At 64.4% G+C, this 24,652-nt stretch carries 21 protein-coding genes; 8 read left to right on the top strand and 13 right to left on the bottom strand.

Annotated features, from left to right (window positions below):
- Positions 1–3: 3 nt before the first annotated feature.
- Complete coding sequence (locus BerOc1_RS08045) at positions 4–813, bottom strand: PstS family phosphate ABC transporter substrate-binding protein (protein ID WP_071545199.1); 810 nt, start codon at positions 811–813, stop codon at positions 4–6.
- 530 nt (positions 814–1,343) lie between these two features.
- Positions 1,344–2,570 (bottom strand): molybdopterin molybdotransferase MoeA, encoded by a 1,227-nt coding sequence (locus tag BerOc1_RS08040; RefSeq protein WP_071545198.1) that lies wholly within the window; start codon positions 2,568–2,570, stop codon positions 1,344–1,346.
- Between the two features lie 200 nt (positions 2,571–2,770).
- Between BerOc1_RS08040 and mobB the strand changes: the two genes are divergently transcribed.
- Positions 2,771–3,310 (top strand): molybdopterin-guanine dinucleotide biosynthesis protein B, encoded by a 540-nt coding sequence (gene mobB, locus BerOc1_RS08035; RefSeq protein WP_071545197.1) that lies wholly within the window; start codon positions 2,771–2,773, stop codon positions 3,308–3,310.
- Between the two features lie 573 nt (positions 3,311–3,883).
- On the opposite strand, the gene BerOc1_RS08030 is transcribed toward mobB, so the two are convergent.
- The 5 genes from BerOc1_RS08030 to hisS all read right to left on the bottom strand — a co-directional run bounded on the left by BerOc1_RS08030 (position 3,884) and on the right by hisS (position 9,868).
- Complete coding sequence (locus BerOc1_RS08030) at positions 3,884–4,723, bottom strand: DUF116 domain-containing protein (RefSeq protein ID WP_071545196.1); 840 nt, start codon at positions 4,721–4,723, stop codon at positions 3,884–3,886.
- Positions 4,714–5,715 carry a methionyl-tRNA formyltransferase gene (fmt, locus tag BerOc1_RS08025; protein WP_071545195.1) on the bottom strand — a complete coding sequence of 334 codons (1,002 nt, stop codon included), beginning with the start codon at positions 5,713–5,715 and terminating at the stop codon, positions 4,714–4,716. Before fmt ends, BerOc1_RS08030 begins: the two co-directional genes overlap by 10 nt.
- Positions 5,703–6,200 (bottom strand): peptide deformylase, encoded by a 498-nt coding sequence (gene def, locus BerOc1_RS08020; protein WP_071545194.1) that lies wholly within the window; start codon positions 6,198–6,200, stop codon positions 5,703–5,705. Before def ends, fmt begins: the two co-directional genes overlap by 13 nt.
- A gap of 340 nt (positions 6,201–6,540) precedes the next feature.
- Positions 6,541–8,361 (bottom strand): aspartate--tRNA ligase, encoded by a 1,821-nt coding sequence (gene aspS / locus BerOc1_RS08015; RefSeq protein WP_071545193.1) that lies wholly within the window; start codon positions 8,359–8,361, stop codon positions 6,541–6,543.
- A gap of 265 nt (positions 8,362–8,626) precedes the next feature.
- Positions 8,627–9,868 carry a histidine--tRNA ligase gene (hisS, locus tag BerOc1_RS08010; protein ID WP_071545192.1) on the bottom strand — a complete coding sequence of 414 codons (1,242 nt, stop codon included), beginning with the start codon at positions 9,866–9,868 and terminating at the stop codon, positions 8,627–8,629.
- Positions 9,869–10,057: 189 nt separating this feature from the next.
- On the opposite strand from hisS, the gene BerOc1_RS08005 reads away from it, so the two are divergent.
- The 3 genes from BerOc1_RS08005 (at position 10,058) to BerOc1_RS07995 (ending at position 13,541) form a co-directional block, all read left to right on the top strand.
- The gene (locus BerOc1_RS08005) at positions 10,058–11,959 is read left to right on the top strand and encodes a molybdopterin-dependent oxidoreductase (protein ID WP_071545191.1); all 1,902 of its coding nucleotides are present in this window, start codon (positions 10,058–10,060) and stop codon (positions 11,957–11,959) included.
- Positions 11,960–11,976: 17 nt separating this feature from the next.
- Positions 11,977–12,168 carry a hypothetical protein gene (locus tag BerOc1_RS08000; protein ID WP_071545190.1) on the top strand — a complete coding sequence of 64 codons (192 nt, stop codon included), beginning with the start codon at positions 11,977–11,979 and terminating at the stop codon, positions 12,166–12,168.
- A 98-nt stretch (positions 12,169–12,266) separates the two neighbouring features.
- Entirely contained in the window at positions 12,267–13,541 is a 1,275-nt protein-coding gene (locus tag BerOc1_RS07995; protein ID WP_071545189.1) for a transcription antitermination factor NusB, read from the top strand.
- 51 nt (positions 13,542–13,592) lie between these two features.
- Here the strand turns inward: BerOc1_RS07995 and BerOc1_RS07990 are convergent, their stop codons facing one another.
- Positions 13,593–14,174 (bottom strand): phage connector family protein, encoded by a 582-nt coding sequence (locus tag BerOc1_RS07990; protein ID WP_071545188.1) that lies wholly within the window; start codon positions 14,172–14,174, stop codon positions 13,593–13,595.
- A gap of 305 nt (positions 14,175–14,479) precedes the next feature.
- Here BerOc1_RS07990 and BerOc1_RS07985 point away from each other — a divergent pair, with 305 nt between their 5' ends.
- Positions 14,480–15,733 (top strand): HD-GYP domain-containing protein, encoded by a 1,254-nt coding sequence (locus BerOc1_RS07985; RefSeq protein ID WP_071545187.1) that lies wholly within the window; start codon positions 14,480–14,482, stop codon positions 15,731–15,733.
- A gap of 4 nt (positions 15,734–15,737) precedes the next feature.
- Here BerOc1_RS07985 and BerOc1_RS07980 read toward each other — a convergent pair whose 3' ends face one another.
- From BerOc1_RS07980 to BerOc1_RS07960, 5 genes are all read right to left on the bottom strand, one after another.
- Entirely contained in the window at positions 15,738–16,733 is a 996-nt protein-coding gene (locus BerOc1_RS07980; protein WP_129586503.1) for an asparaginase, read from the bottom strand.
- 39 nt (positions 16,734–16,772) lie between these two features.
- Positions 16,773–17,378: a DsbA family oxidoreductase gene (locus BerOc1_RS07975; protein WP_084641255.1), complete on the bottom strand. Its 606-nt coding sequence runs from the start codon at positions 17,376–17,378 to the stop codon at positions 16,773–16,775.
- Positions 17,379–17,440: 62 nt separating this feature from the next.
- The gene (glnD, locus tag BerOc1_RS07970; RefSeq protein WP_071545185.1) at positions 17,441–20,041 is read right to left on the bottom strand and encodes a [protein-PII] uridylyltransferase; all 2,601 of its coding nucleotides are present in this window, start codon (positions 20,039–20,041) and stop codon (positions 17,441–17,443) included.
- Between the two features lie 184 nt (positions 20,042–20,225).
- A complete protein-coding gene (locus BerOc1_RS07965; protein ID WP_071545184.1) occupies positions 20,226–20,564 on the bottom strand; it encodes a P-II family nitrogen regulator in 339 nt (112 codons plus the stop codon).
- Between the two features lie 16 nt (positions 20,565–20,580).
- Positions 20,581–21,783 carry an ammonium transporter gene (locus BerOc1_RS07960; RefSeq protein WP_071545183.1) on the bottom strand — a complete coding sequence of 401 codons (1,203 nt, stop codon included), beginning with the start codon at positions 21,781–21,783 and terminating at the stop codon, positions 20,581–20,583.
- 266 nt (positions 21,784–22,049) lie between these two features.
- On the opposite strand from BerOc1_RS07960, the gene BerOc1_RS07955 reads away from it, so the two are divergent.
- The 3 genes from BerOc1_RS07955 to BerOc1_RS07945 all read left to right on the top strand — a co-directional run bounded on the left by BerOc1_RS07955 (position 22,050) and on the right by BerOc1_RS07945 (position 24,618).
- Positions 22,050–22,502 (top strand): hypothetical protein, encoded by a 453-nt coding sequence (locus BerOc1_RS07955; protein ID WP_071545182.1) that lies wholly within the window; start codon positions 22,050–22,052, stop codon positions 22,500–22,502.
- A 3-nt stretch (positions 22,503–22,505) separates the two neighbouring features.
- Entirely contained in the window at positions 22,506–23,249 is a 744-nt protein-coding gene (locus tag BerOc1_RS07950) for an SIR2 family NAD-dependent protein deacylase (protein WP_071545181.1), read from the top strand.
- A 262-nt stretch (positions 23,250–23,511) separates the two neighbouring features.
- Positions 23,512–24,618 (top strand): DUF3644 domain-containing protein, encoded by a 1,107-nt coding sequence (locus BerOc1_RS07945; RefSeq protein WP_071545180.1) that lies wholly within the window; start codon positions 23,512–23,514, stop codon positions 24,616–24,618.
- Positions 24,619–24,652 lie beyond the last annotated feature (34 nt).

Genomic DNA, 24,652 nt, shown 5'->3' with positions numbered 1-24,652 from the left:
GGTCTAGTTGACGGGCACGAAACCGACTTCGGCGATGATCTTCTGGCCGGCCGGGGACATCACGAAGGTGATGAACTTGGCCACTTCGCCGGAGGGCTGGCCGCCGGTGTACAGGTTCAGCTTGCGGGCCAGCGGGTAGGAGCCGTCGGCACCGGTCTTGACCGAGGGGACCACGCCGTTGACGGACAGGCCCTTGATCTTGTCGTTCAGGAAGCCGAGGCCCACGTAGCCGATGCCGTTCTTGTTGCCGGCGATCTTGGCGGCCATGGCGGCGTTGGAGGGCATGCGGGAGACCAGGTCGTTCTCGTCTTCCTTCTGCATGACCTTGCCTTCCCAGACCTCGTAGGTGCCGGAGTTGGTCTCACGGGAGAACAGGGCGATCATGCCGTCGTTGCCGCCGATCTCCTTCCAGTTGCGGATCTTGTCCTGGTAGATGTCCTTGAGCTGGGCGGTGGTAACGGCGCTGACCGGGTTGGAGGGATGCACGATGGGCACGATGCAGTCCAGGGCGATGATGGAGCGCACGGGCTCGATGCCGTTGGCCTGGCATTTTTTGATTTCGGCGTCCTTCATGGGACGGGACATCATGCCGATGTCGGCGGTCTTGTTGATGATCGCCTTGGCGCCGTCACCGGAGCCGGTGGCGGAGATGGAGAAATTCACACCCGGGTTGGCGGTCTGGTAGGCGGCCACCAGTTTCTTCATGGCCGGGTCCACGGTGGTGGAGCCCTTGACGCGGATTTCCGCGGCAAAGGAGAGAGCGGAAACGCTCAGGACGGCCAGGGTCACGAAAGCAATGAGCAGTTTTTTCATCAGAAGTACCTTCCTTAAAAATTTATGATCAAATCCATTCCTCGTCGACGTGTGCCGTAGTGATAGACCTGCCGTGTTACATCTTCGTGACGGCCTCTAGAAAGGTCAGTTACAGTTTTTGGGGGGGCGGCTTCCGATAGCGGGCCATCTGCACATTTCCCGAGGGTCCGCCTGATCCTCACGTATGGGGTACGCTGCGGTCAGGCAAACCCTCGAAAAATGCACAGCTGACCCACTCTCGAAAGCCTAGTGCGAGCGCGGAGAGCCGCTGTCGGGTGCTGCCGCACCCGATTCGCTCCAATATTGAAGGGGAGAGGATGGGTTGTATGAGCGCGTGTTCTACTGCGCCTATGCTTGCCGGATTGACGTTGAAGTCAATGTGTCGGGTTACGACTTGAAATAACGCGCCCGCACCCCGCGAAGCGGCGACAAGAAGTTTCGGAAAGGATGGGGATGGGGGGCCGGGGAAGGGGAAGGAAAAGCCCTTTTCAAAGGGTTTTCCTTCCCCTTCCCCGGGCGCCGCAGGCGCTCTAAAACAGCGTCGTCAGTATCTCGGCTTCGTCGCCGGGGGTGAGGGTTTGGCCGCTTTGGAGAACGGCGAGACCGTGGGCCTGGGCCAGGCCGTGCATGGGGGGCACGGCTTTTCCGGCCAGGGGGGTGGCGGTCAGGGTGGAGCCCTGGATTTCCAGGCGGCACTGGACCAGCCATTCGGAGCCGGGGCGGACGTTGATGGCCTGGGTGAACCGGGCGGTGCGCGGTTTCGGTTCGGGCAGGCCGCGCAGTCTGCGGACCACCGGGAGGATGACCGCGTGGAAGCAGGCGTGGCCCGCCGCGGGCGGTCCGGGCAGGCCGAAGAGCAGGGTGTTGCCGTGCGCGGCCGCGAACATGTTCCGGCCGGGGCGGATGTCGATGTGCTTGAAAAGCGGCTCGAACCCGGCCTCCAGGGCGGCCTCGAAGGCGAAGTCCCGTTCGCTGTTGCCCGTGCCGCCCGTGGTGGCGATGATCTCGGGCAGGTCCGGGCCGGACAGGACCGAGATCAGCCTTTCGCGGTCGTCCGGGATGACCCCGGTCCGTTCCACCTTTGCCCCGGCCGCCTCGAAGAGCCCCTTGAGCAGGACCAGGTTGTCCGCCGGGAAGCGCGCGGTGCCGGACGCGGGCAGTTCCGCCGGATCGATGCCCGGCTTGGCCAGCTCGCTGCCCAGCGCCATGAGCCGGACGCGGGGCCGGGGATGAACCAGGATGGAGTCCACGCGCGTGCGGGTCATGACCGCAGCCGCCTGGGGGGTGATCTCGCCGCCCGCCGGGGTGATGACCGTGCCCGCCGCGATCTCGCCGCCCGCCGCGCGTACGAACCAGCCCGACCGCACGGGCTCCCCGGCCAGAATGTGGCCGTCCTCTTCCCGCACGTCCTCTTCGGCATAGACCGCGTCCGCGCCCGGGGGCACCGGGCCGCCGGTCAGCACGCGCACGGCCGTGCCCGGCTCGAGGATTTCCGGGTCCACAGACTCGGCCCGCAGGCATCCCCTGACCTCCAGCCGCACCGGGGCCGAGGGCCTGGCCCGCTCCACGTCTTCGCTTCGCACCGCATAGCCGTCGCGCACCGAACAGGCGTGCTCGGGCACGTCGCACAGGGCGGCCGCGTCCAGCCCGGCGGCCAGACCGACGCCGTCCATGGGGGCCACGGGCCGCGCCTTGGCCGGACGGGCGCGGCGGAGCAGTTTCTGGACCGCGTCCTTGCGGGAAATGGGTGTGTGCATGGGCTTCCTTGGAATGTTTGGGGGCTATGGGGGCATACTGGCACCCGGCCCGCAGGTTGTAAAGGAGCGCACCCTCGGCTCCTATAATAATTGCACCGTTTGCTCCCTTAATATATGATAAAAATCTGTAGATGCGCCGCGCCGGGAGGCTGTTGCGGACTCCCGGCCGCGTCCCTGTATCGCAACCTGAAAGGATTGAAATGTCACAGCATATACTCTGCATCGTCGGCAAGAAAAAGTCCGGCAAAACCACCTTTATGGAGAAACTCCTGCCCGAGCTGCGCAAGCTCGGCCTGTCCGTGGGCGCGGTCAAGCACGACGCCCATTCCTTTGAAATGGACGTGGAGGGCAAGGACTCCTGGCGGCTCAAGCGCGCCGGGGCCGAGACCGTGGTGATTTCCTCGCCCGAGCGCGTGGCCATGATCAAATCGGTGGACCGCGAGCGCTCCCTGGAGGAGTTGGCCGAGACCCTGTTCGCGGACAAGGACCTGGTCCTGGCCGAGGGGTACTTCAACTCCGACCAGCCCAAGATCGAGGTCTACCGCAAGGACGCCAACGTCCATCCCCTGTGCGACCGGCACAACCAGCACGCCAAAAAGCTCATCGCCATGGTCACGGACCGCGGCGCCGACGCCGACGTCCCCAAGTTTGGTTTGGACGACGCCCCCGAAGTGGCCTCCCACATAGCTCGCAAGTACTTCGGATGGGTGTACAACGGCATGTGGGATACGCATGATTAGGTTTATTGAGCGGTAGTCGGCTTCCGATAGCGGGCCATCCGCACATTTTTTCCGGGGGCTTCCATCCTCACGTAGACGGCTACGCTGCGGTGAAAGCCCCCGGAAGAAAATGCACAGCTGACCCACTCTCGAAAGCCTATTCCGAGCGCGGGGGACTGAGCCGCTGTCGGGTGCTGCGCACCCGAGTCGCTCCATGGGGATATTTCTGGAGTTACTCCCGTGTTTTTTGCCGGCCATTCGCATAAATCCAATCCATTCATACGCAGGGCAGCAATCGGAAGTGGACCTTAGAGCCCGTTTCCAGCGGCGAAGCGAGGCCGGATAGGCCTTCGATCCGGCCAGCGAAAGCCGCCTACGGGCTCTTGGGTCCGCTTCCGGGCGCTGGCACCACAGCGCAGCTTTTGCTTCCTTTTTTCTGCGCCAGCAAAAAAGGAAGTCGCCGTAAAGGCGAAATCAATAAGTAAAGTAAACAGCCAATAGTCCCGACGCGGATGCGCGGCCGTTCCCCCGCGCTCACACCCGCCGCAGTGCGGCGAACATGGCCGGTCTTTCGCGGCCATTCAAATAAAGCGATTACGCCTGGGCGGCCTGGCCCGTGGAAACGGTCCGGCCGTCCTTGGCCTTGGTGGGGTCGATGAAGCGGTCGAGCATCTTCTCGACCGTGGGCAGGGAGACCGTGGTGTCGAGGCAGGGGCCGTGGGGGCGCTCGTTGAGCACGCCGTACACGGGCAGGGGGTAGGTGTCCTGGATGCCGGAGGAGAGGTCGCGGTAGCAGGCCACGGCGATGATCAGCCGGGGCCGCAGCTGGACCACGATGCGCCGGGCGATGGTCCCGCCCGTGGCGATGGCCAGGTTCACGCCGTACTTGTCGTGCAGTTCGAGTAGCCCGGCCAGGGGGCACTTGCCGCAGCGCACGCAGTTGTTGATGTCGTAGGTCAGCCGCCGGTCGCACTTGGAGTTCTGGAGGCAGTGCGGCATGAGCAGGAGGATGTCCCCGGGCGCGTATCGCCCGGCCTCGGCCAGGACCATGTCGTTGTTCACCGAGATGAACGACAGCATGATGTGCTCCTTGGGGATGCCGAAGGCCCGGCCGAGCAGGACCATGAGCGGCAGGAACAGCTTGATGGTCAACCCCCGGAAGCGGCGCGCGCCGAGCAGGGGCTTCTTGGTGACGATGTTCAGGAACAGCCCCCAGTAGGCCACGCAGACCAGGCCGACCAGGCCCAGCACCAGCGCTCCGAACACCCACTTGGCCGCAGGGTGGATGTTGTCCAGCCCCACGTACGGCACCAGCCAGAGCAGGCCGAGCAGCACGCAGATGACAAAACAGGCGATGCTGATCAGGCCTACGAACAGGCGCTTGCGCGCCCGGCGCACGGACCGGGGCTGTTCCAGCGGGGTTCCTACTTGCATTCCTTCATGTACCCGCAGGTGAAGGCCGTGGCGTCCATGCCCTTCTTGCCCTGGGGTTTGACCTCCGGGGTCAGGTATATCCTGTCCGCCGTGGTGATGGCCAGTTTGTCGTCCATCTCGCCCAGCACCGTGCCGGGTGAGATCCGCGGGGTCGACTCCTCGGACACCTCGCCCGGGGTCACGTGCAGGCGCAGGACCTTGCCTTCGGGGTTGGTCCAGTCGAAGAACGCGCCGGGCCAGGGATACATGGCCCGGATCCGGTTGTGGATCATTTCCGCGGGCTGGTTCCAGTCGATCTCGCCTTCATGCTTCTCCAGCTTCTTCGCATAGGTGGCCAGCGAATCGTCCTGGGGCTTGAGGTCGTAGGCCCCGGTCTGCAAGCGGGCCAGGGCCTCGCAGATGCAGATGCCGCCAAGCCGGGCCAACTCGTCGTGGATGGTCCCCGCGTGGTCGTTGTGGCCGATGCGCAGGGCGCGCTGGACCATGACCGGGCCGGTGTCCAGCCCGGCCTCCATCTTCATGATCGAGATGCCGGTGACCACGTCGCCGTTCTCGATGGACCGCTGGATCGGGGCCGCGCCGCGCCAGTGGGGCAGCAGCGAGGCGTGGATGTTCAGCGGCAGGACGGCCGGGATGTCGAGCACGGCCTGGGGCAGGATCAGCCCGTAGGCCGCCACCACCAGCACATCCGGCTTGAGCGCGGCCAGCTGGTCGATGTCGGCCTGGTCCTTGAAATTCACCGGCTGGTATACCGGGATGCCGTTCTCCAGGGCCACCTGCTTGACCGCGGACGGCCTGCACTGCCGCCCGCGCCCGCAGGGCCGGTCCGGCTGGGTGTACACGCCGACCACGTCGGCGGCGTCGAACTTGAGCAATATGGAAAGGGCCTCGGCCGCGAAGTCCGGGGTGCCCATGAAGACCACGCGCAGCGGCTTGAGGTCCACCGCGCCCCAGGATTCGGGCGTGCTCACGCCGTTGGCTATTTCTTCCATCGCAAGGCCTTCTTTCGGTACATGGCTTGTTTCAGGCGGCCCGCGCGGTCGGCCAGGGTCACGCCGTCCAGGTGGTCGATCTCATGCTGCAGGATGATGGACAGGAAGCCTTCCGTCTCCACGCAAATCTCCTCGCCCACGCGGTTCAACGCCTTGACCTTGACCCGCTCCTTGCGCTTGACCTTGAGGTTCAGCTCCGGGCAGCTCAGGCAGCCCTCCTCGGACTCCACCTCGCCGCCGCACTCCACGATCTCCGGGTTGATCAGCACCCGCAGGTCGCCGCGCTCCTTGGGCCCGGTCTGGTCCACGCAGATCAGCCGGATGGACTTGTTCACCTGCGGCGCGGCCAACCCCACGCCGTCGGACTCGTACATGGTCTCGACCATGTTCTCGATGAGTTCCTCGAGCTCCGGCGTGATCTCGTTGATGGGTTCGGCCTTGGCCTCAAGGACCTCGTCGGGCCAGGTACATATCTCTAATCGCATTGTGGTTGCCTCCGGCGGCCGGGGAAGGGGAGGAAAACCCTTTGAGAAAGGGTTTTCCTCCCCTTCCCCCGAACCCCCATCCCCTCCTTTTCCTAAACTTTTTATCGCGCCGCGGGGAGTATGGAGGGGATGCGTTTGGTCCCGTTTGCGGCGGAATCGGTCTTGTCTATTAACTTAATAATTACGGAAATTCAAAAGGCCAGTTTCAATGTGAAACCAGCCGTAATCGGTATACTTTTTCGCGAACTGAAAATCCCGCGAAGCGGCGCTAAAAAGTTTTGGAGAGGAGAGCGCGAGAGGGGAACCTTTCTTAAAAGGTTCCCCTCTCGCATCTTCGTTCCTAATCTTCTTTTTTCTTCTCGCGCAGGCGGATGCCCAGTTCGCGCAGTTGCTTGCTCGGGACCTCGGACGGGGCCTCGGTCATCAGGCAGGTGGCTTTTTGGGTCTTGGGGAAGGCGATGACGTCGCGGATGGACTTGGAGCCGGTCAGGATCATGATCAGCCGGTCCAGGCCAAACGCGATGCCGCCGTGGGGCGGCGCGCCGAACTTGAGGGCGTCCATGAGGAAGCCGAACTTCTCTCTCGCCTCATCCTCCTGGATGCCCAGGGCGGCGAACATGGCCTTCTGCTGGTCCTCGGTGTGGATGCGGATGGAGCCGCCGCCGACCTCGTAGCCGTTCATGACCAGGTCGTAGGCGCGGGCGATGGCCTGGGCCGGGTCGTCCTTGAGAACCTGCATCTGCTCGGGCCGGGCCGAGGTGAAGGGATGGTGCCGGGCCACGAACCGCTTCTCGTCCGGGTCCCATTCGAGCAGCGGGAAGTCGGTGATCCAGACGGGCTTGAACTCGCCCTCCCTGATCAGGCCGAAGCGCTTGCCCAGCTCGCAGCGCAGGTTGCCCAGCGCGGCGTTGGCGATGTCCGCCGGACCGGCCTGGAAGAACAGGATGTCGCCGGGTTGGCAGCCGGAGCGCTCGCGCAGGGTGGCGATCTCCTCTTCGGAGAAGAATTTGACGATGGGGGACTGCCACTCGCCGTCCTCCTTGACCTTGATCCAGGCCAGACCCTTGGAGCCGTAAATCTCGACGAACTTGGTGTACTCGTCGATCTCCTTGCGGGACAGCTCGGCCCCGCCGGGCACGACCATGACCTTGACCAGTTCGGAGGAGGCGAAGACCTTGAACCCGGAGTTCTTGAAAACGTCGGTGATGTCGATGTGTTTGAGCTCGAAGCGCAGGTCCGGCTTGTCCACGCCGTAGTCGCGCATGGCGTCGGCGAAGGTCATGCGCGGGAACTCGGCGGGCAGGTCCACGCCGATGGTCTCCTTGAAGAGCCGCTTGACCATGCCCTCGGCCATGTCCTGGATCAGCGCCTCGTCCACGAACGACATCTCGATGTCGATCTGGGTGAACTCGGGCTGGCGGTCGGCGCGCAGGTCCTCGTCGCGGAAGCATTTGACGATCTGGAAATAGCGGTCCATGCCCGAGACCATGAGCATCTGCTTGAACAGCTGCGGGGACTGGGGCAGGGCGTAGAATTCGCCCTGGTTGACCCGGCTGGGAACCAGGAAGTCGCGCGCGCCCTCGGGCGTGGACTTGGTCAGCACCGGGGTCTCGACCTCGAGGAAGCCCAGACCGTCCAGATAGCGGCGGACCGACTGCGCGGCCTTGTTGCGGATGACGAAATTGCGGGCCAGGGAGGGACGCCTGAGATCCAGGAAGCGGTACTTGAGGCGCAGGTTCTCGCCCACCTCGACGCGGTCCTCGATGGGGAACGGCGGGGTCTCCGAGGTGTTCAGGAGCTTGTAGTCCGTGACCTCGATCTCCACCTCGCCGGTGACCATGTTCGGATTGGCCATGCCCTCGGGGCGCGGACGGACCTTGCCCTTGATGGCGACCACGTACTCGGGGCGGATGGCGTGGGCGCGCTCGTGCACCTCGGCGTTGTCCTCGGGATTGAAGACCACCTGGGTCATGCCTTCGCGGTCGCGCAGGTCCAGGAAGATCAGCCCGCCGTGGTCGCGGCGGAACTGGACCCAGCCCATGAGGCAGACTTCCTCGTCCATGTTGGCGGCGGTCAACTCGTTATTGTGGTGCGTGCGCCGCCAGCCCGCCAGGTCTTCGATGACGCGGTACTCGTCGTAATCTCTCTCTTGTTCGGACATTCTCTCTCCGGTATCTCGTATTTAGTGCCTCCGGCACCCCCTGCGGGGGGCTTGCCTCCGGCGGCCTAAGAAACCTTTTGAAAAAGGTTTCTTAGGGATCTTCCAAAACTTTTTAGCGCGCCTTCGGCGGGCGAGATCGCCCGATGAAGGCTTGGGTACACAACCCTGCGGCGGAGCCGCACATGGGATTCCAAAGGCCCTCGGCCTTTGGCCGCCGGAGGCGAAGTCATCCGACCCCGCCGCGCGGCGGCATCCAAATCTCTTCCTACAGACTCGCCAGATACAGCTTCCGGTCCAAGGTTTCCTGTTCACGGTCGCCGGCCATGTCCTTGACCGTGATGGTCTTATCGGCCAACTCGCTGCCACCCATGATCAGGCAGGTTTTGGCCCCGGACTTGTTGGCCGCCCGCATGCGCGACTTCATGGACCCGCCCGAGAAGCTGGCTTCGCCGGTCAGCCCCTTTTCGCGCAGGGCCTGGGCAAAGAGCATGGCCTCGTTCGCGGCCTCTTTGTCGACCACGGCCAGATAGAAGTCGGGGGTCTGGGGCTGCACGTCGTTCAAAAGCAGGGCGAGCCGCTCCATGCCGCAGGCGAAGCCGGTGCCCGGGCAGTCCGGGCCGCCGAGGTTCTTGACCAGGCCGTCGTACCGGCCGCCGCCCGCCACAGCGGTCTGGGAGCCGATGTCATTGCTGGTCACCTCGAAACAGGTGCGCACGTAGTAGTCCAGGCCCCGGACCATGCGGGGGTTGATCTCGTAGTCCACGTTCGCGCCGTCCAGGACGGCCCGGACGTCGGCGAAGTGCGCCCGACAGTCCGGGCAGAGGTGGTCGGTGATGACCGGGGCGTCCTCGACCAGCGCCTTGCAGGTGGGCACCTTGCAGTCGAGCACGCGCAGCGGATTGGTCTCCATGCGCCGCTGGCAGTCCTCGCAGAAGTTCGCCTTGTCCTTGGACTTGTAGTAGTCCACCAGGGCCTGCTTGTAGGCCGGGCGGCACTCGTGGCAGCCCAGGGAGTTGATCTCGATGGTCAGCTTGGTCAGCCCGATGGCGTTGAGGAACGCCTTGAGCATGAGGATCAGCTCGGCGTCGGCCTGGGGCTCGTCCGCCCCGAAGATCTCGGCGTCGATCTGGTGGAACTGGCGCTGGCGGCCCTTCTGCGGGCGCTCGTACCGGAACATGGGGCCGAAAGTGAAAAATTTCGAGACGTTGCCCGGCTGATGGATCTTGGACTCGATGAACGCGCGGACCACGCCCGCCGTGGCCTCGGGCCGCATGGTCAGGGACCGGTCCTTGCGGTCCGGGAAGGTGAACATCTCCTTGCCGACCACGTCGGTGTCCTCGCCGATGGACTTCTGGAACAGCTCGGTCTTCTCCAGGATGGGCGTGCGCAGCTCGCCGAAGCCGTAGCGCGAAAAGACCTCGCGGGCGCACTTTTCCATGAAGGTGTACTTGGCGGCTTCCTCCGGGAAAAGATCCGCGAATCCTTTTATTTTTTGTACGTTCGCCATGTCGCGTTCAATATCCTTAGATAAAAGTAGGGTAGCTGGAACCGAATCTGGTTAGACCAAACCCGTATGATTGTCAAAAAGAGTGTGGTCCGGAACGCGGCGCACGCAGGCACGATGGCTCTCCCCTCGGTTCTTTTGATTTGACCTTGGGCGCTCGATACTCCACTCTCCCGGCCAGGGAGAAAAGGCATGAAGACCATCACGGCATGCACCATGGACTGCGGCGACGCCTGTTCGCTGCTGGTCGACGATGAGAAGAGGACCGTCCGGGGCAACCCGAAACACCCGTTCACCAAGGGCTTTTGCTGCAAGAAGGGCGGCCGCTACTTCGAGCGGCTGGACGCGGACGAGCGAGTCACCGAACCGCTCGTCCGGCGCGGCGGCGGGTTCGCGCCCGCAAGCTGGGACGAGGCCCTCGGCCTGGTCGCGGATAAGCTCGACGCGGCCCGGGCCGTGCCCGAGTCCATCCTGCACGTCCACGGCCACGGCTACAGGGGCATCCTGGGCATGGCCAGCACCCACTTCTTCGAGCGGCTGGGCTCGTCCACAACCTACGGCTGCGTGTGCGACGACACGGGCATCGAGGCCTGCCTGCGCGACTTCGGCGCGCTCCACCACAACGACCCCGAGGACATCCTCAACAGCGACCGGGTGGTCAACTGGGGCCGGGACCTGACCCGCAGCTCCGTGCACCAGCTGGCGCTTTTGAAGCGCGCCCGCAAGAACGGCACCGAGGTCCTGTCCATTTCGCCCGGCGGGGACGGCACGCCCGAGTTCTCGGACGTCAACGTCGTCATCCGGCCGGGCACGGACCGCTTTCTGGCGGCCGCCGTGCTCAAGCTCTTTCTGGAGGCGGGCGACCTCAACCCGTGGGTCCTGACCCGGACCGCCAACTGGCCCGCCCTGCGCGGCCTGGTGGACGGCCTGAAGTTCCGCGAGCTGTGCGCGGCCTGCGAGGTCCCGCCCGCGGACGCGGAGATGGTCTACGAGTGGTACGCGGACCGGGGCAACGTGGCCACGGTCATCGGCTGGGGCCTGCAGCGCCACGTCTTTGGCGGCGAGAACGTCCGCTTCATCAACGCCGTGGCCATGGTCTCGGGCAATGTCGGGGTGCGCGGCGGCGGTGCCTATTTCAACATCTCCTCGGCCCGCAACTTCGGCTCCTGGGCGCACCTGATCGAAGGCGGCGTTGAGCCGGGCGAGCGGCGCAGACTCCTTTTGCAGGACCTGGGCGCGGAACTGCGCCGGGCCGATCCGCCGGTTCGGTTCGCCTGGATCGACGGCCATAACGTGATCAACCAGGTGCCGGACAGCCTGGCCGTGGCCGACGCGCTGGCCGCGCCGTTCACCGTGGTGGTGGACGGGTTCATGAACGACACGGCCATGCGGGCCGACGTCATCCTGCCGCCCGCGCTCATGTTCGAGCGCCTCGACGTGCTCGGCTCGTGCGTGCACAACTACGTCAACCTCTGCGCCCCGGCCGTGGCCCCGCGCGACCAGGCGCGATCGGACTTCGAAGTCCTGGCCGACCTGGGCTCGCGGCTGCGCGAGCCCGTCCGCCTGCCGGACCAGGAAGCCTGCCTGCGCGAAGGGCTCAAGCATTCGAACGTGTCCCTGGATGAATTGCGCGAGAATGGGTTCGCCAAGGTCAACCATCCCTTTGTGGCCTTCGAGAACATGGTCTTCGGCCATCTGGACGGGTTGTACCGTTTTCCCGAGGCGCTGCATTCCGAGCCCGAACGGGACCCGGATTATCCCCTGCAATTGCTGACCGTGGTGCGCGGCGAGTTCCTGCATTCGCAGATTCCCGAGTCCGAGCAGCGCGGCGTGCCTTTGGTCTGGATTTCCAAGGCCAATCCGGCGTATAGTGTCCTTGACCTGTCCGCGGACGTATATCTGACCACCGGCCTCGGGGCCATGCAGGTCAGGGTCGAGACCCTGGACGGCCTGCACCCCAGGGCCGTGCTCATGCGCCGGGGCGGGTGGATGAAATACGGCCACGGGGCCAATGTGATCATCCGCCCCATGAACACGGACATGGCCTTCGGCACGGCCTACTACAGCCAGACGTGCCGCCTGGAAAATCGCTAACCGAAAAGGATGTCCCCATGAAGACGCTGAAAAAAATCCTGACCGTCGCCTGCCTGCTCGCCGTTTTGACCGTGGCCTTCGGGTGCAGCGAGGAAGGGCCCATGGAAAAGGCGGGCAAGAAGATGGACAAGGCCGCCCAGGAGGCGGGCCAGCAGATGGACAAGGCCGCGGACGACGCGAAGGACACCGCCAAGAAGATCTTCGAGTAGGGTTTGGGCCAGCCCGGACCCGGGGCGTCACGCTTTGTCACGGCGTTGCCATGCGCTGCCGCTTGCCAACCCGTGGACGGAAGGGTAACTAGGCACGTATGCAAGCACATTCATCAAAGCCCCTGCCTTCGGCGCGGCGGGCGGCGCTCGAGGCCCTGTTCCGATGTCTCATGAACCGGCAGGACATCCAGGCCTCCCTGGACGCGGCCCTTTCCACCGGGGTGGACGACCCCCGCGACGTGGGGCTGGCCACGGAACTCAGCTACGGCTATCTCCGGCTCAAGGGACGCATCGAGTACGTCCTGTCCCGGTTCCTCCAGGATCCGGGCAAACTCAATCCCAAGATGCGGCTGGCCATGGGCGTGGCCGCCTACGAGATTCTGTTCCTGGACAAGATTCCGGCCTACGCCTCGGTGGATTGGGCCGTGGAGTTCTCCAAGTCCAAGCCGGGCGCGCGCCTGGCCGGGCTGTTCAACGCCGTGCTCCGCCGGGTGTCCGAGCTGGGCGCGGACGCCCATGATCCCGACTTTTTCCGCAAGGACGCCTCCCTGCCCGAATTCCTGTCGCGCTGGTACGCCTGTCCCCAGTGGCTGGTGGACCTGTGGTGGCGCGAGTACGGGGAGAAGACGGCCACCGACTACCTCGAGGCCCAGATCAAGGCCCCTGCGCTGGGTTTCAACCTCTTCGGCCATCCCGATGCGGACGAGCTGTACACCGAGATCGCGGGCTGGCCCGAGCTGATCGACATCGAGGGCATGAGCTTCGCCCTGCCCGGGGGCACGGCCTTCGAGGGCGAGCCCGACCCGCCCCTGGCCCGGCAGTCGTTCGCCGCGCGCCAGGCCGTGGAGGCCCTGGACCCGGAGATCTGGGACGGCCCGGTCTGGGACGCCTGCGCCGGACGCGGGGGCAAGACCCGCATCCTGCTGGAAAAGGGGCTGGACGTGTTCGCCTCGGACCCCCATCGGGGACGGCTGGCAGCGCTTGAACGCGAGCTGCACGGGGTGGAGGTCTTCGAGGCCAACGCGGCCACGGCCGAGCCGCCGCGCACGCCCGGCACCATCCTTCTGGACATGCCCTGCTCGGGTCTGGGCGTGCTGTCGCGCCGCCCGGACACCAAGTGGAAGCGCAAGCCCGCCGACCTGAGCGACCTGACCCTGCTGCAGCGCGAGATCCTGGACAACGCCCTGGCCCAGGTCAAACCCGGCGGGCGCATCGCGGTCATCACCTGCACCCTCAACCCCGAGGAGAACCAGGGGCTGGTCGCCCGGTTTGCCGGGGACAACGACCGGGTGTCCTTGGAGCGCGAGTGGACCACGCCGTCCGACTCGCCGCTGAACGAGTTCTTCTACGCCGCCTCTCTCATCGTGAAGTAATCCTTGGCGCGCGGCCCCGCGAGCGGGCCGCGCGCCGTTTCCGTTTTACCGTCAGCCGCCGAGCTTGGCCCCCAGCCACGTGGCCGGGGCCATGGATTCGGCCACGCCTTCGCGGGCGTTCACGCCGCGCGCCTCGGCCAGCTTGTCCTGGTAGGTCTGCCAGCAGGACTGGGCCAGGGACGTGGACCCGGACAGGGGGTAGGCCAGAGTGGCGGCCAGCCGCGCGGACAGGACCTCGGACAGCAGGGCGTCGTACTTTTTGGGGTCGGTCTCGCGACGCACGTAGGCGATGTACAGGGGGGCCTCCTCGTCGCACAGGATGACCCCGGACTGGATCTCCCAGTCCCGGACCTCCTCCCCGTCCGCGCCGGTAATGGCGATGATCCGCAGAAAGTCCGTGGGCAGGATGTACCGGAAGGCCCACTTCCACAGGGGGGCGATGGACCCGGCGGCCAGTTCGGCCTGGGCCGTGGCGCAGTTCCAGGGGTGGGCGCGCAGGACCGCGTCGCGCACCGCGGGCCAGCGGTGGTTGCACAGCCCGGCTGCCTTGGAGTCGTCGCCCAGGGACATGATCGCGTCCTCTCCCAGGTCCAGAAGGGCGTTGTTGCAGATTTCGATCACACTCGTTGCCATATGCGTGTTCCTCGCTTCGCTAGGGTTTCGGGCATCCCGGCGCGAAAATCGTACCACGCGTTCTGGTCGCGGCCCGCTTTTGTCGGCGAATGACAAGGAAAAGCGTCCGATCGGCAGGGAAAATCAACTTGACATGGTCCGCTGGGTGTCCATCTCCAGCCGTGTCACCGGTTGTTGACAACCGCTTGCGGGTGTGGTTGCCTGCCCGTTCGCGGAATATAATTGGCAGTGTGTGAGTAAAAAAGGATGATTCTTCGCAGTTCGCGGCGGATTTCTCAAATTTATCTAGTGGCAGCGTGTGTTGCATGGAAGACGTCTCTCTTATCGACATAGCCGGCGGCATCTCCACCGCTCTGGACTACATCTCCCCCACGGTCACCGGGCACCACCGGCGGGTGGGGCTGGCCTCCGCCCTGTTGGGCAACCGGGTGGGCATCAAGCCCTCCTCCCTGGTGGATTTGCTTCTGGCCGGGCTGCTGCACGACATCGGGGCGTTTTCCATGGATCTGGCCCTGGACGGCCTGAGCTTCGACGCCGACCTGGAGGAGCACGCGGTGGTCGGCTACCGGCTGCTCAAGGACCACCCCTTCCTGGAGCGCCCCTCGCGCATGGTTCTGTACCACCACACCAGTTGGCGGGACCTGCGGGTCATCCGCCAGGAGGGTGACCGCGAGACCCTGCTGCTGGCCAACATCGTCAATCTGGCCGACCGGGTGGACATCCTGCGCCGGATGGGCGCGCACAGGCGGGAGCGCAGTGACGTGGAGCGGGCCGTGGCAGGGTTCACCTCGGACCTCTACGCCCCGGAACTGACGGCCGCCTTCCGGGAACTGACCGCGAGCGGCCTGTTCTGGCCGCTGATGGAGGACATGGACATGCCGGTCAGGGAGATGCTCTCCAAGGACCTCCTGGACGTGCGCATCTCCCCGGACCAGCTCATCGACTTCTCCGGCTTCTTCACCCGGATCATCGACTTCCGGAGCCGCCACACGGCCACCCACTCGGCGGGCGTGGCCGAGACCGCGGTCCTGCTGGCCCGGCTGGCGGGCATGGACGAGAAGGAGCAGAAGGCCATGCGGTTGGCCGGGAACCTGCACGACATCGGCAAGCTGGCCGTGCCCACCTCCCTGCTGGACAAGCAGAGCGCCCTGGACGACGACGAATACACCCGGATCAAGGACCACGCCACGGTCAGCGCCGAGGTCCTGCGCGCCATCCCGGGCCTGGGCGAGGTGGCCGATTGGGCGGCCCAGCACCACGAGCGGTTGAACGGCAAGGGATATCCCCTGGGACTGACGGAAAAGGAGCTCTCGCTGGGCTCCCGGATCATGCAGGTGGCGGACGTGCACACGGCCATCACCGAGGACCGCCCCTACCGCAAGGGCATGACCAGAGAGCGGACCGTGTCCGTGCTCCGCTCCATGGCGGACAGCGGCTTCCTGGACGTGGACATCGTCAACCTGGTCATCGAGAACCACGAGTACCTGGACGCGGTCCGGACCATGGTCCAGAGCCGCGCCCTGTCCGAATTCCGGCGCTTCACCGAGGAAATCGGCTAGCCCTCTACGCCTCCTCGAATATCTTCCGGATTTCGTCCTGGTCCGAGGTCAGCCCCAGGGCGCACATGAGCCGGATGCGGGCCTTGGGTCCGCCCAGCCTGCCGCACAGGATGACGCCCTTGGCGTGCAGGTCGGCTCCGCCGCCCGGGTAGCCGTACACGGGCCAGACCCCGCCCTCGATGCAGCGGGTGGCCAGGACCACGGGCAGCCCCTTTTCCAGGCAGGCCTCGATTCCTTCGACCAGGGCCGGGGGCACGTTGCCTGCGCCGAACCCTTCGATGACAACTCCCTTTGCTCCTTCGCTTATTGCATGATCGATAGGCTTTCGGTCAATTCCCGTATACGCGGTAATGAGCGGCACGTTGGTCTCGATGGAAGCGGGGGCGAACTTGCGCCTGGGGGTGGGGGTGGACCTGGGCCGGGCCAGGAGCACGGACTCTCCGGCCACGTAGCCGACCACACCGGCCTCGCGGGACTCGAAGGCGTCCACGTTGAGCGAGTTGACCTTGACCGCCTCGCGGGCCGCGAAGATGCGGTCGGTCATCAGGATGCACGCCCCCACGCCCGGGGGCAGGGGGAGCAGGCAGGCGCGCACGGTGTTGGCCAGGTTGCGGATGCCGTCGTAGCCCGCCTCGGAATAGTAGCGCATGGAACCGGTCAGGATGACCGGCTTGTCCGAGCGGACCACCAGGTCGCACATGTAGGCGGTCTCGGCCAGGGTGTCCGTGCCGTGCAGGACCACGGCCCCGAGCACGGACTCCTCCTTAAGCGCTTCCTCCACGTCGCGGGCCAGCCGGAACATGTCCTCCGGGGTCATGTGCGGGCTCGGCTTGTCCGACCAGAGCACGGGCCGCAGGACCACGTCCGCCTCCTGGGGGGAGAGCTGGTTGAGCAAGCCGTCGAAGTTGCCGCCCGGGGCCACGCCCTCCTTGCCTTCCACCGGGGACATGCCGATGGTTCCGCCGGTGAAGAAAATCACTATTTCAGCTTGTTGCGTCATATTCATTCGTTTGTTGCGGTTAGTTGCAGTCGGTTGCGGTTAGACCTTTCGCCGGGCCGCTTCCAGGGCTTGGCGCAGCACGGACTCGTCCACGGCCCCGGTGACGCGCGGCTGGCCCTCGACGATGAAGGTGGGCAGTGCCGTGACCCCGGCCTCCTTGGCCTTCCTCGATCCGTCCGCCACGCGGTCCGCGTAGCGGTGGTCGGCCAGGGCCGCCTTGAGCGGCTCCCGGTCCAGGCCGGTCCGGAGAGCCACGTCCAGAATCACTTCCATGTCCCCGATGTTGCGTCCCTCGGTGAATCCGGCCCGGAACATGCGGCCGTGGAAGTCGTGGTAGAGGCCCGCGTCGCGCGCGAACTCGGCGGCCTCCAGGGCGAGGCGGGAGTTGAACAGCATCTCGGCACGGGCGAAGCGGATGCCGTAGGGCTCGCCCCGCTGGTTGCAGGTCATGATCACCTGGTCCAGGTCGAAGCGGTCCACCAGGTCGTCCAGGGGCCGCCCCTCGGGCGGGGTCTCGGGATGCAGTTCGTGGGGCAGCCAGGTGTCGCGGATGTCGAAGTCCTTCCTCAGACGGTCGATGATGCCCGAGCCGACGAAGCAGAACGGGCAGACGAAATCGGAAAAGATGGTCACGTTGATGGGCATGGGAGGTCCTTGGGCTCTGGTATGCCCACACTCTACGGCCGGTTTTCGAAAAGTAAAGCGTTTTACCGGGCCTTGGAAGCGGCCAGGAGATCCCTGCGCAGGGCGTCCAGGCGCGACTCGTCCAGGAGCCGTTGCCCGTCCTGGGTGCGCACGTGGAAGACGTCGGCCGCCCGGCCCTTGATGGTCGTGATCATGGCCAGGTGGATGGACAGCCCGTGGGCGGCCAGGGTGCGGGCCATGTCGAACAGGAAACCGGTGCGGTCCGTGGCCGCCACCTCGATCACGGTGTAGAAGTCGCTGGCCCGGTTGTCGATGGTCACCAGAGGCTTGAGCTTGGGGCGGCCCCGCCCCCTGGTCAGGGGCGAGCGGCTGCGCTCCTCCAGCCGGGCGGCCAGGTCCAGCTTGCCCACCATGGCGTAGCCCACGGACCGGCCGACCCGGGCCCAGACCTCCTCGGCGTAGAGGTTCTCGGGCGGCTCGCCCACGGTGAACACGTCCACGGCCGTACCGTCCTTCCAGCTGAAGATGTCGGCGGCCAGGATGTTCAGCCCGTGCAGGGACAGGGCCCCGGCGATAGTCGCGAACAGGTTGGGCTGGTCCACGGCGGCGATGGTCAGCTTGAAGGTGTTCTCGGCCCGGCCCGGCGCGGCCTCGATCAGGATGACGCCCTTGCCGCCGATGGAGGACGGCTTGCGCATGCGGTCCTCGGCCACGGCTCCCCACAGTTTTCTGACCAGCCGCACATGCCCGGCGATGGCCTCGGGCGTCAGGGCCAGGAAGGCGCGCGGGGGCATGGCCCGCATGGCCGCGTCCACGAACTCCGGGTCCTGGTCGTGGGCCGCCGCGAGCACGGCGAGCTTGGCGTCGGCCAGTTTGCGGGCCGCGTCCGGCTCGGCCAGGGGGCCGTGGCGCAACAGGTTGCGGACCTTGAAGTACAGCTCGCCCAGCAGGGAGCGGGTCCAGGAGTTCCAGGCGCGTGGGCCGGTGGCCATGGAGTCGGCCGTGGACAGCAGGTGGAGCATGTCCAACCGGGCCGTGTCCCCGACCACGGCGGCCACGTCCGCCACCGTGCGCTCGTCGGACAGATCGCGCCGGGTGGCGGTCTTGGGCAAAAGCAGGTGGTGCTCCACAAGGAAAGCCACGTCCTCGATGACCTCGGGCGCACGTCCGTAGCGGCCCAGGACCCGGCGGGCCATGGCCGCCCCGGCCCCGGAGTGGTCGGGCGCGCCCTTGCCCAGGTCGTGGAAGAATCCGGCCAGGACCAGGCGGGCCGGGTCGGTCACCCCTCCGGCCAGCTCCCCGGTCCACTCCCCGTCGCCGCGCGCGAAATCCGAGAGCAGGGCCACGGTGGCCAGGGTGTGCCGGCCCACCGGATGGACGTGGTAGTCGTTGAACTGGATGAGGTGCTCCACCTCGGCGAATTCCGGGAACAGGGCGGGCAGCAGCCGGGTCTCGAGCAGCCCGTCCAGAGCGGTCCGGCAGTGCGGGGCCAGGAATATCTCCACCAGGATGGACAGGGTCTCGCCCCGTCCGGCCAGCCCGGCCGCGAACCGGGCCGGGTCGCGCCGGACGATGCGCCGCGCGCCCCAGGTCAGGGGCAGGCCGGCGCGCGCGGACTCCAGAAACGCGCCGAGCACGTTGTCCGGGGTGGCCTCGGACTGGCGGATGAAGCGGATGCCCCCGGGCCCGGTAGACAGGTTGCGGATGGTCGGTTCGGGCAGGGGGGTGCTGCGCACCGGGAAGGCCTCCTGGAACAGGGCCTCGCGCATGGCCTTGATCCGGGTCATGGCCTGGTGCAGCCGGGACAGGAAGAACTCCACGGCCAGGCCGGTGTCCTCGGGCGAGGCGGTGCGCGAGGCGAATCCCATGAGCCGCGCCGTGGGCGGCTGGAGGTCGAAATAGAGACGGTCGGTCTTGCGTCCGGCGGCCAGGTGCAGGGCCGTGCGCACGCGGTTGAGGAAGGCCTGGTCCTCGCGCAGCCGCGAGAGTTCCTCGGGCAGGAAGATGGGGTTGCGCTTAAGCGCCTTGAGCACCCGGGTCAGCCAGACCACCTGCTGGCCGTCGCGCAGGCCCCCCAGGCCGTTCTTGAGCTCGGGTTCGAGCAGGGCCGAGGCGTCGCCGTACTGGGCGGCGCGGGCCTCGTTGTGTTCGCGCAGGGAGGCGGCGAAGGTCTCGCCGTGCGTGTTCAGGACCTTGGCCGCAAAGGCGGACCGGAAGGCCTCGAAGACCTCGGCGTCTCCGGCCAGGGGGCGGGCGTCCATGAGCGAGGCCAGGACCTGGAAGTCCTTCCTGGCCAAGGACACGCAGTCGGCCACGGTGCGCACGCCGTGGCCCAGGTCCAGGCCGAGGTCCCACAGGGGGAAGAGCAGGGTCTTGGTGAATTCTTCGGCTCCGGACGGGATGCGGCGCTTGAAGAGCAGGAGGACGTCCACGTCCGAGCCGGGACACAGCCGCCCGCGGCCGTAACCGCCCACGGCCACGAGCGTGAAGGCGAAGCGCTGCGGCCCGGCCTCCCGGATGCGGCTCTCGAAATAGCGGTCCACCAGGTGGGTGTACTCCCAGGCGAAGCCGCCCACGGAACCGGCCCCGGCCCGGGCCCACAGGTCCGCCCTGGCCTGTTTCAGCCTGCGGGCGGATTCGGGAAGAAGGCTGTCCGGCTGCATGGCGCTCCTGGGGTTGTCCGGCCCGGCGGAAAAGGAACGGCCGGGAGTCCTTTCCGGTCCCGGCCGCAGTCAGCCCGGCGGGCTGGGATATGCCCGGGCGGCCGCTGGGACTCTCTTTCCTCGCAGGCCCGGATGGCTCCGGTCCGGGTTCGCCCGGACCGGAGACGTTCTCGTTGTATCGAAGCTAGATGGCCTCTTCGCCGGTCTCGCCGGTGCGGATGCGCACAACCTCGTCCACGGGGGAGACGAAGATCTTGCCGTCGCCCACCTCGCCGGTGCGGGCGGCAGCGCGGGCCGCCTCCACCACCTCGGCGGCGAAGTCGTCCTCGACCACGGCCTCGATCTTGATCTTGGGCACGAAGTCCACCTGGTACTCGGCCCCGCGGTACACTTCCTTGTGGCCGCCCTGGCGGCCGAAGCCCTTGACTTCGCTGACGGTCATGCCCTTCACGCCGATGCCGGAAAGGGCGGTCTTGACCTCGTCGAGCTTGAACGTCCGGGTGATGATCTCGATTTTCTTCATGTCGCTGTCTCCTTGACTACCACTGATAACCGGTCTCGGAATGCTCGGCAATGTCCATGCCCTTGTCCTGGTCCTCGTCGCTTGCCCGCAGGCCGATGGTGGCGTCCACCACCTTGAAGATGATGAAGGTCATGGCGAAGCAGAAAGCCCAGGTGGCCACCACGGAGACGAATTGGACCCACAGCTGGTGCGCGTTGCCCACGATCAGCCCCTCCGCGCCCACCGTGGCCAGCAGTCCGGTGGCCAGGGCCCCGTAGGTGCCGCCCAGGCCGTGGATGCCGACCACGTCGAGCGCGTCGTCGTAGCCGAATTTGTTCTTGAGCATGATCCCGCCGTAGCAGAGCACACCCGCGCCCAGGCCGAGCACGATGGCCCACATGGGGGTGACGAACCCGGCGGCCGGGGTGATGGCGACCAGCCCGGCCACCGCGCCCGAGGCCGCGCCCAGGGTGGTGGCCTTGCCGCCGTGCATCCACTCGGCGATGATCCAGGACAGGGCGGCCGCGGCCGTGGCCATGTGGGTGGTCACGAACGCGTTGGCGGCCGCGCCGTCGGCGGCCAGGGCGGAACCGGCGTTGAAGCCGAACCAGCCGAACCACAGGATGGCCGCGCCCAGGATGGTCATGGGCAGGTTGTGCGGGATGAAGGCCGTGGAGCCGTGGCCCTTGCGCTTGCCGATGAGGATGGCGCAGCACAGGGCTGCCGCGCCCGAGCTCATGTGGACCACCGCGCCGCCCGCGAAGTCGAGCGCGCCCATCTGGCCCATCCAGCCGCCGCCCCAGACCCAGTGGCACATGGGGGCGTAGACCAGGATCAGCCACAGGGCGGAAAAGACCATGAATCCGCCGAACTTCATGCGTTCGGCGAACGCGCCGGAGATCAGCGCCGGGGTGATGACCGCGAACATGCACTGGAAGATCATGAAGGTCAGGTGGGGCAGGTTGTCGGCCGGGGACCCGGCCGTGGTCATGCCCACGCCCTTGAGGAAGACGAAGTCGAGCCCGCCGATGAGCCCGCCGATGTCCGAGCCAAACGACAGGGTATAGCCGATGACGGCCCAGAGCACGGACATGAGCCCGAGCATGATGAACGACTGCATGATGGTTGCGAGAACGTTTTTCGAGCGGACCAGCCCGCCGTAAAACAGCGCCAGCCCGGGGGTCATGAACATGACCAGGGCAGCGCAGACCAGGATAAAGGCGTTGTCGGTGTAATTCATTGTTCAAACCTCCAGCGGCCCGCTATGCAAGTCCGGGGCCAAGAAAAAACCACAGTATTTGGGCGATATCTACACAAAAGTATTTTTTTGAGTTTACAAAAGTGGCAAATTTTGCAAAAAATTGCCAATATTGTTAAACTACATAACGGTATTTGTCGATTGGAGCGATGCCCGCCGGGCCGGGGGCGGGTTTGACCCTGGCTGGGCAAAACAGTAGGGTTTATTGGAGGAATTGTTACAGGCACGTTACCTGGGGGGTGTGACGCATGACCATGAGGACCAAAAGCGCGCTGGTCGTGACCATCGGCCTGCTCCTGCTCTTTGCGGTGCTGTTCTCTTTCGACTACACGGACCGCTACGTCAGCGACCGCTTCTTCAAGGCGTTGAAGGAGGCCCCGGCCGGGACCGGCCGGACCTATTCCCTGGACGCCTTCATGGAATACTACGATTGGGATTCGGTCTGCGTGGTCCTGCCCGGCGGGGAGCACGACTTCTCCACCTTGTTCGGCCGCGACTACGAGCCCGCCCCCAGGAAGGAGGGAGGCTGGAGCCTGGTCTTTCTCAAGGAGGGCGCGGTCAACGCGGAGATCGTCGTGGACCCGGCCGTGCTCGAACCGTCCGCCGACCGGACGGACGGCTGTCTCGACCGCTGGGCCGCCATCTTCTCCCTGCGTCCTGATGAGCAGGGCAAACTCCACATGACCTTTGCCGGGCATTAGATCATGTCGAATCACGCCCTGCACAATGCGGCCGAGGCCCTGAAAAAAGCGCGCTGCGCCATGGCCTTCACCGGCGCGGGCATCTCCGTGGAATCGGGCATCCCGCCGTTTCGGGGGCCGGGCGGCGTGTGGTCCAAATACGACCCGGACAAGTTCGAGAAGGGGTATTTCAAGCGCCATCCCGAAGAGGTCTGGCCCCTGCTCAAGGAGATATTCTACGACATGTACGGCCGGGCCAAGCCCAACCCGGCCCATCTGGCCCTGGCCGAACTGGAGGCAGCCGGAAAACTCGTCGGCATCGTCACCCAGAACATCGACTCCCTGCACCAGGACGCGGGCAGCCGGGTGGTCCACGAGTACCACGGCTCAACAAGGCGCATGCAGTGCCTGTCCTGCCGGACCTTTTTCAAGACCGAGGCCATCTCGCTGGACATCCTGCCCCCGCCCTGCCCGGCCTGCGGCGGGCTGCTCAAGCCGGACTTCGTCTTCTTCGGCGAGGGCATCCCCGACGACGTGCACCGGGCGGCCACGGACCTGGCCAAGCAGGCGGACGTCTGCCTGGTCATCGGCACGGGCGGCGAGGTCGTCCCGGCCGGGCGCATCCCGATCGTGGTCAAGCGGCACGGCGGCACAATCATCGAGATCAACCTGCGGGATACCTCGTACACCTACAACACCACCGACTATTTCCTGGAAGGCAAGGCCGGGACGCGCACCCCGGAGCTGGTCCGGGCCGTGCTGGGCTGATCAGCCACCGGTTTCGGCCATGCCGTCCTTCGCCCTGGACCGGGAGCGAAAGATCAAGTCGTGTGGGAGGAGACGTTGGTGCAGAGAACGATCAACGTATTGCCCGCCGGTCATGCTCTTTTTTTACTTATGAAATTAGATGGATACCGATTTCAGTACAATAGAATAATTTTAGGTACAGTGGCTGATTGTAATATATTGTATTTATGGAGTATAGAAAGGGATCTTCAATTTTTACCCAAAATATAAGCAGGGGGGCGCAATGGTAACTGATCTCCCGATTCCAATTAGGAAGGGTAAGGCAAAGAGCATTCTTGAGTCTTCTGTTGATTCCGCGTTGCTGGCGATCGAGATATACAACAAGCCACGAACGACATTTAGGAGTGAGGGGTATATATCTATGATGGTCATAGCATGGACAAAACTGTTTCATGCCTATTTTCAAGCAACAATTGGTGCTAAATATTACTATAAAAATCCTAATGGTAGATTCAAAAAGAAGGATGGTGAGAAATTAGCCTGGGAGTTGTCCACATGTATACGAAAGTATGGTAAGCTCTCAGAAGCAGTGAAAATGAATATAAAGTTTTTTATTCGCCTCAGGAATAAAATTGAACACCGTCATATTAATAAAAAAGAAGTAGATGTATCTATTTTTGGTGAATGCCAAGCGTTTTTATTTAATTATGAGAATTTCCTTGTAGCGCTATTTGGTGAAGGATATGCTTTGCATGAGTCTTTGGTGTTTGCTCTACAGTTTTCACACATGAGGTCTTGCCAACAAATAATGGCGAATAAATCTGCTTTAGCAAAAGATGTGCAAGACATTAAAAAATTTATCGACGACTATAGAAATTCATTGCCTGATGAGGTGTTTATTGCTCCTGAATTTAGCATTAAATTACTGGCAATGCCAAAAGTCAGCAATACTAAACGTGGTGATTTGGCAATAGATTTTGTCCAGTTGAGTCAACTGTCTCCAGAAGATCAGAGAACTTACGATCAAGTTACAGCACTTATTAAGGATAAAAAAATCAAAGTAGAGGGTTGTAATATCGGCAAGCTGAAACCGGGAGGAGTTTGTAAAACAGTCAACAATAGATTAGGAAAGCGTTTGATTACGACAGTTCATCATAGTTGGATTGTGAGAATTTTCAATATTCGCCCAAGAGGGTCAGCGGAAGATCCCTTTGAAACGGATACACGATTCTGTCATTATGATGAAGCTCATAAGGACTATCTATACAACGATAGCTGGGTCGATTTTCTAGTAAGTGCTTTTCAAGAGGATAAGTTAACTATAGACGACATGCGACGGGCGAGGTATTCCGACAGTAAGCAGTGCATGAATATTGATGATTTTATTTGAGATTTTCGGGAAAAGTATAAAACAATATTGTACG

The sequence above is a fragment of the Pseudodesulfovibrio hydrargyri genome (assembly GCF_001874525.1).
In the GTDB taxonomy this organism is placed as follows: domain Bacteria; phylum Desulfobacterota; class Desulfovibrionia; order Desulfovibrionales; family Desulfovibrionaceae; genus Pseudodesulfovibrio; species Pseudodesulfovibrio hydrargyri.
Note: the sequence above shows the minus strand (reverse complement) of the source record. Positions and strands in the feature narration are given on the sequence as shown.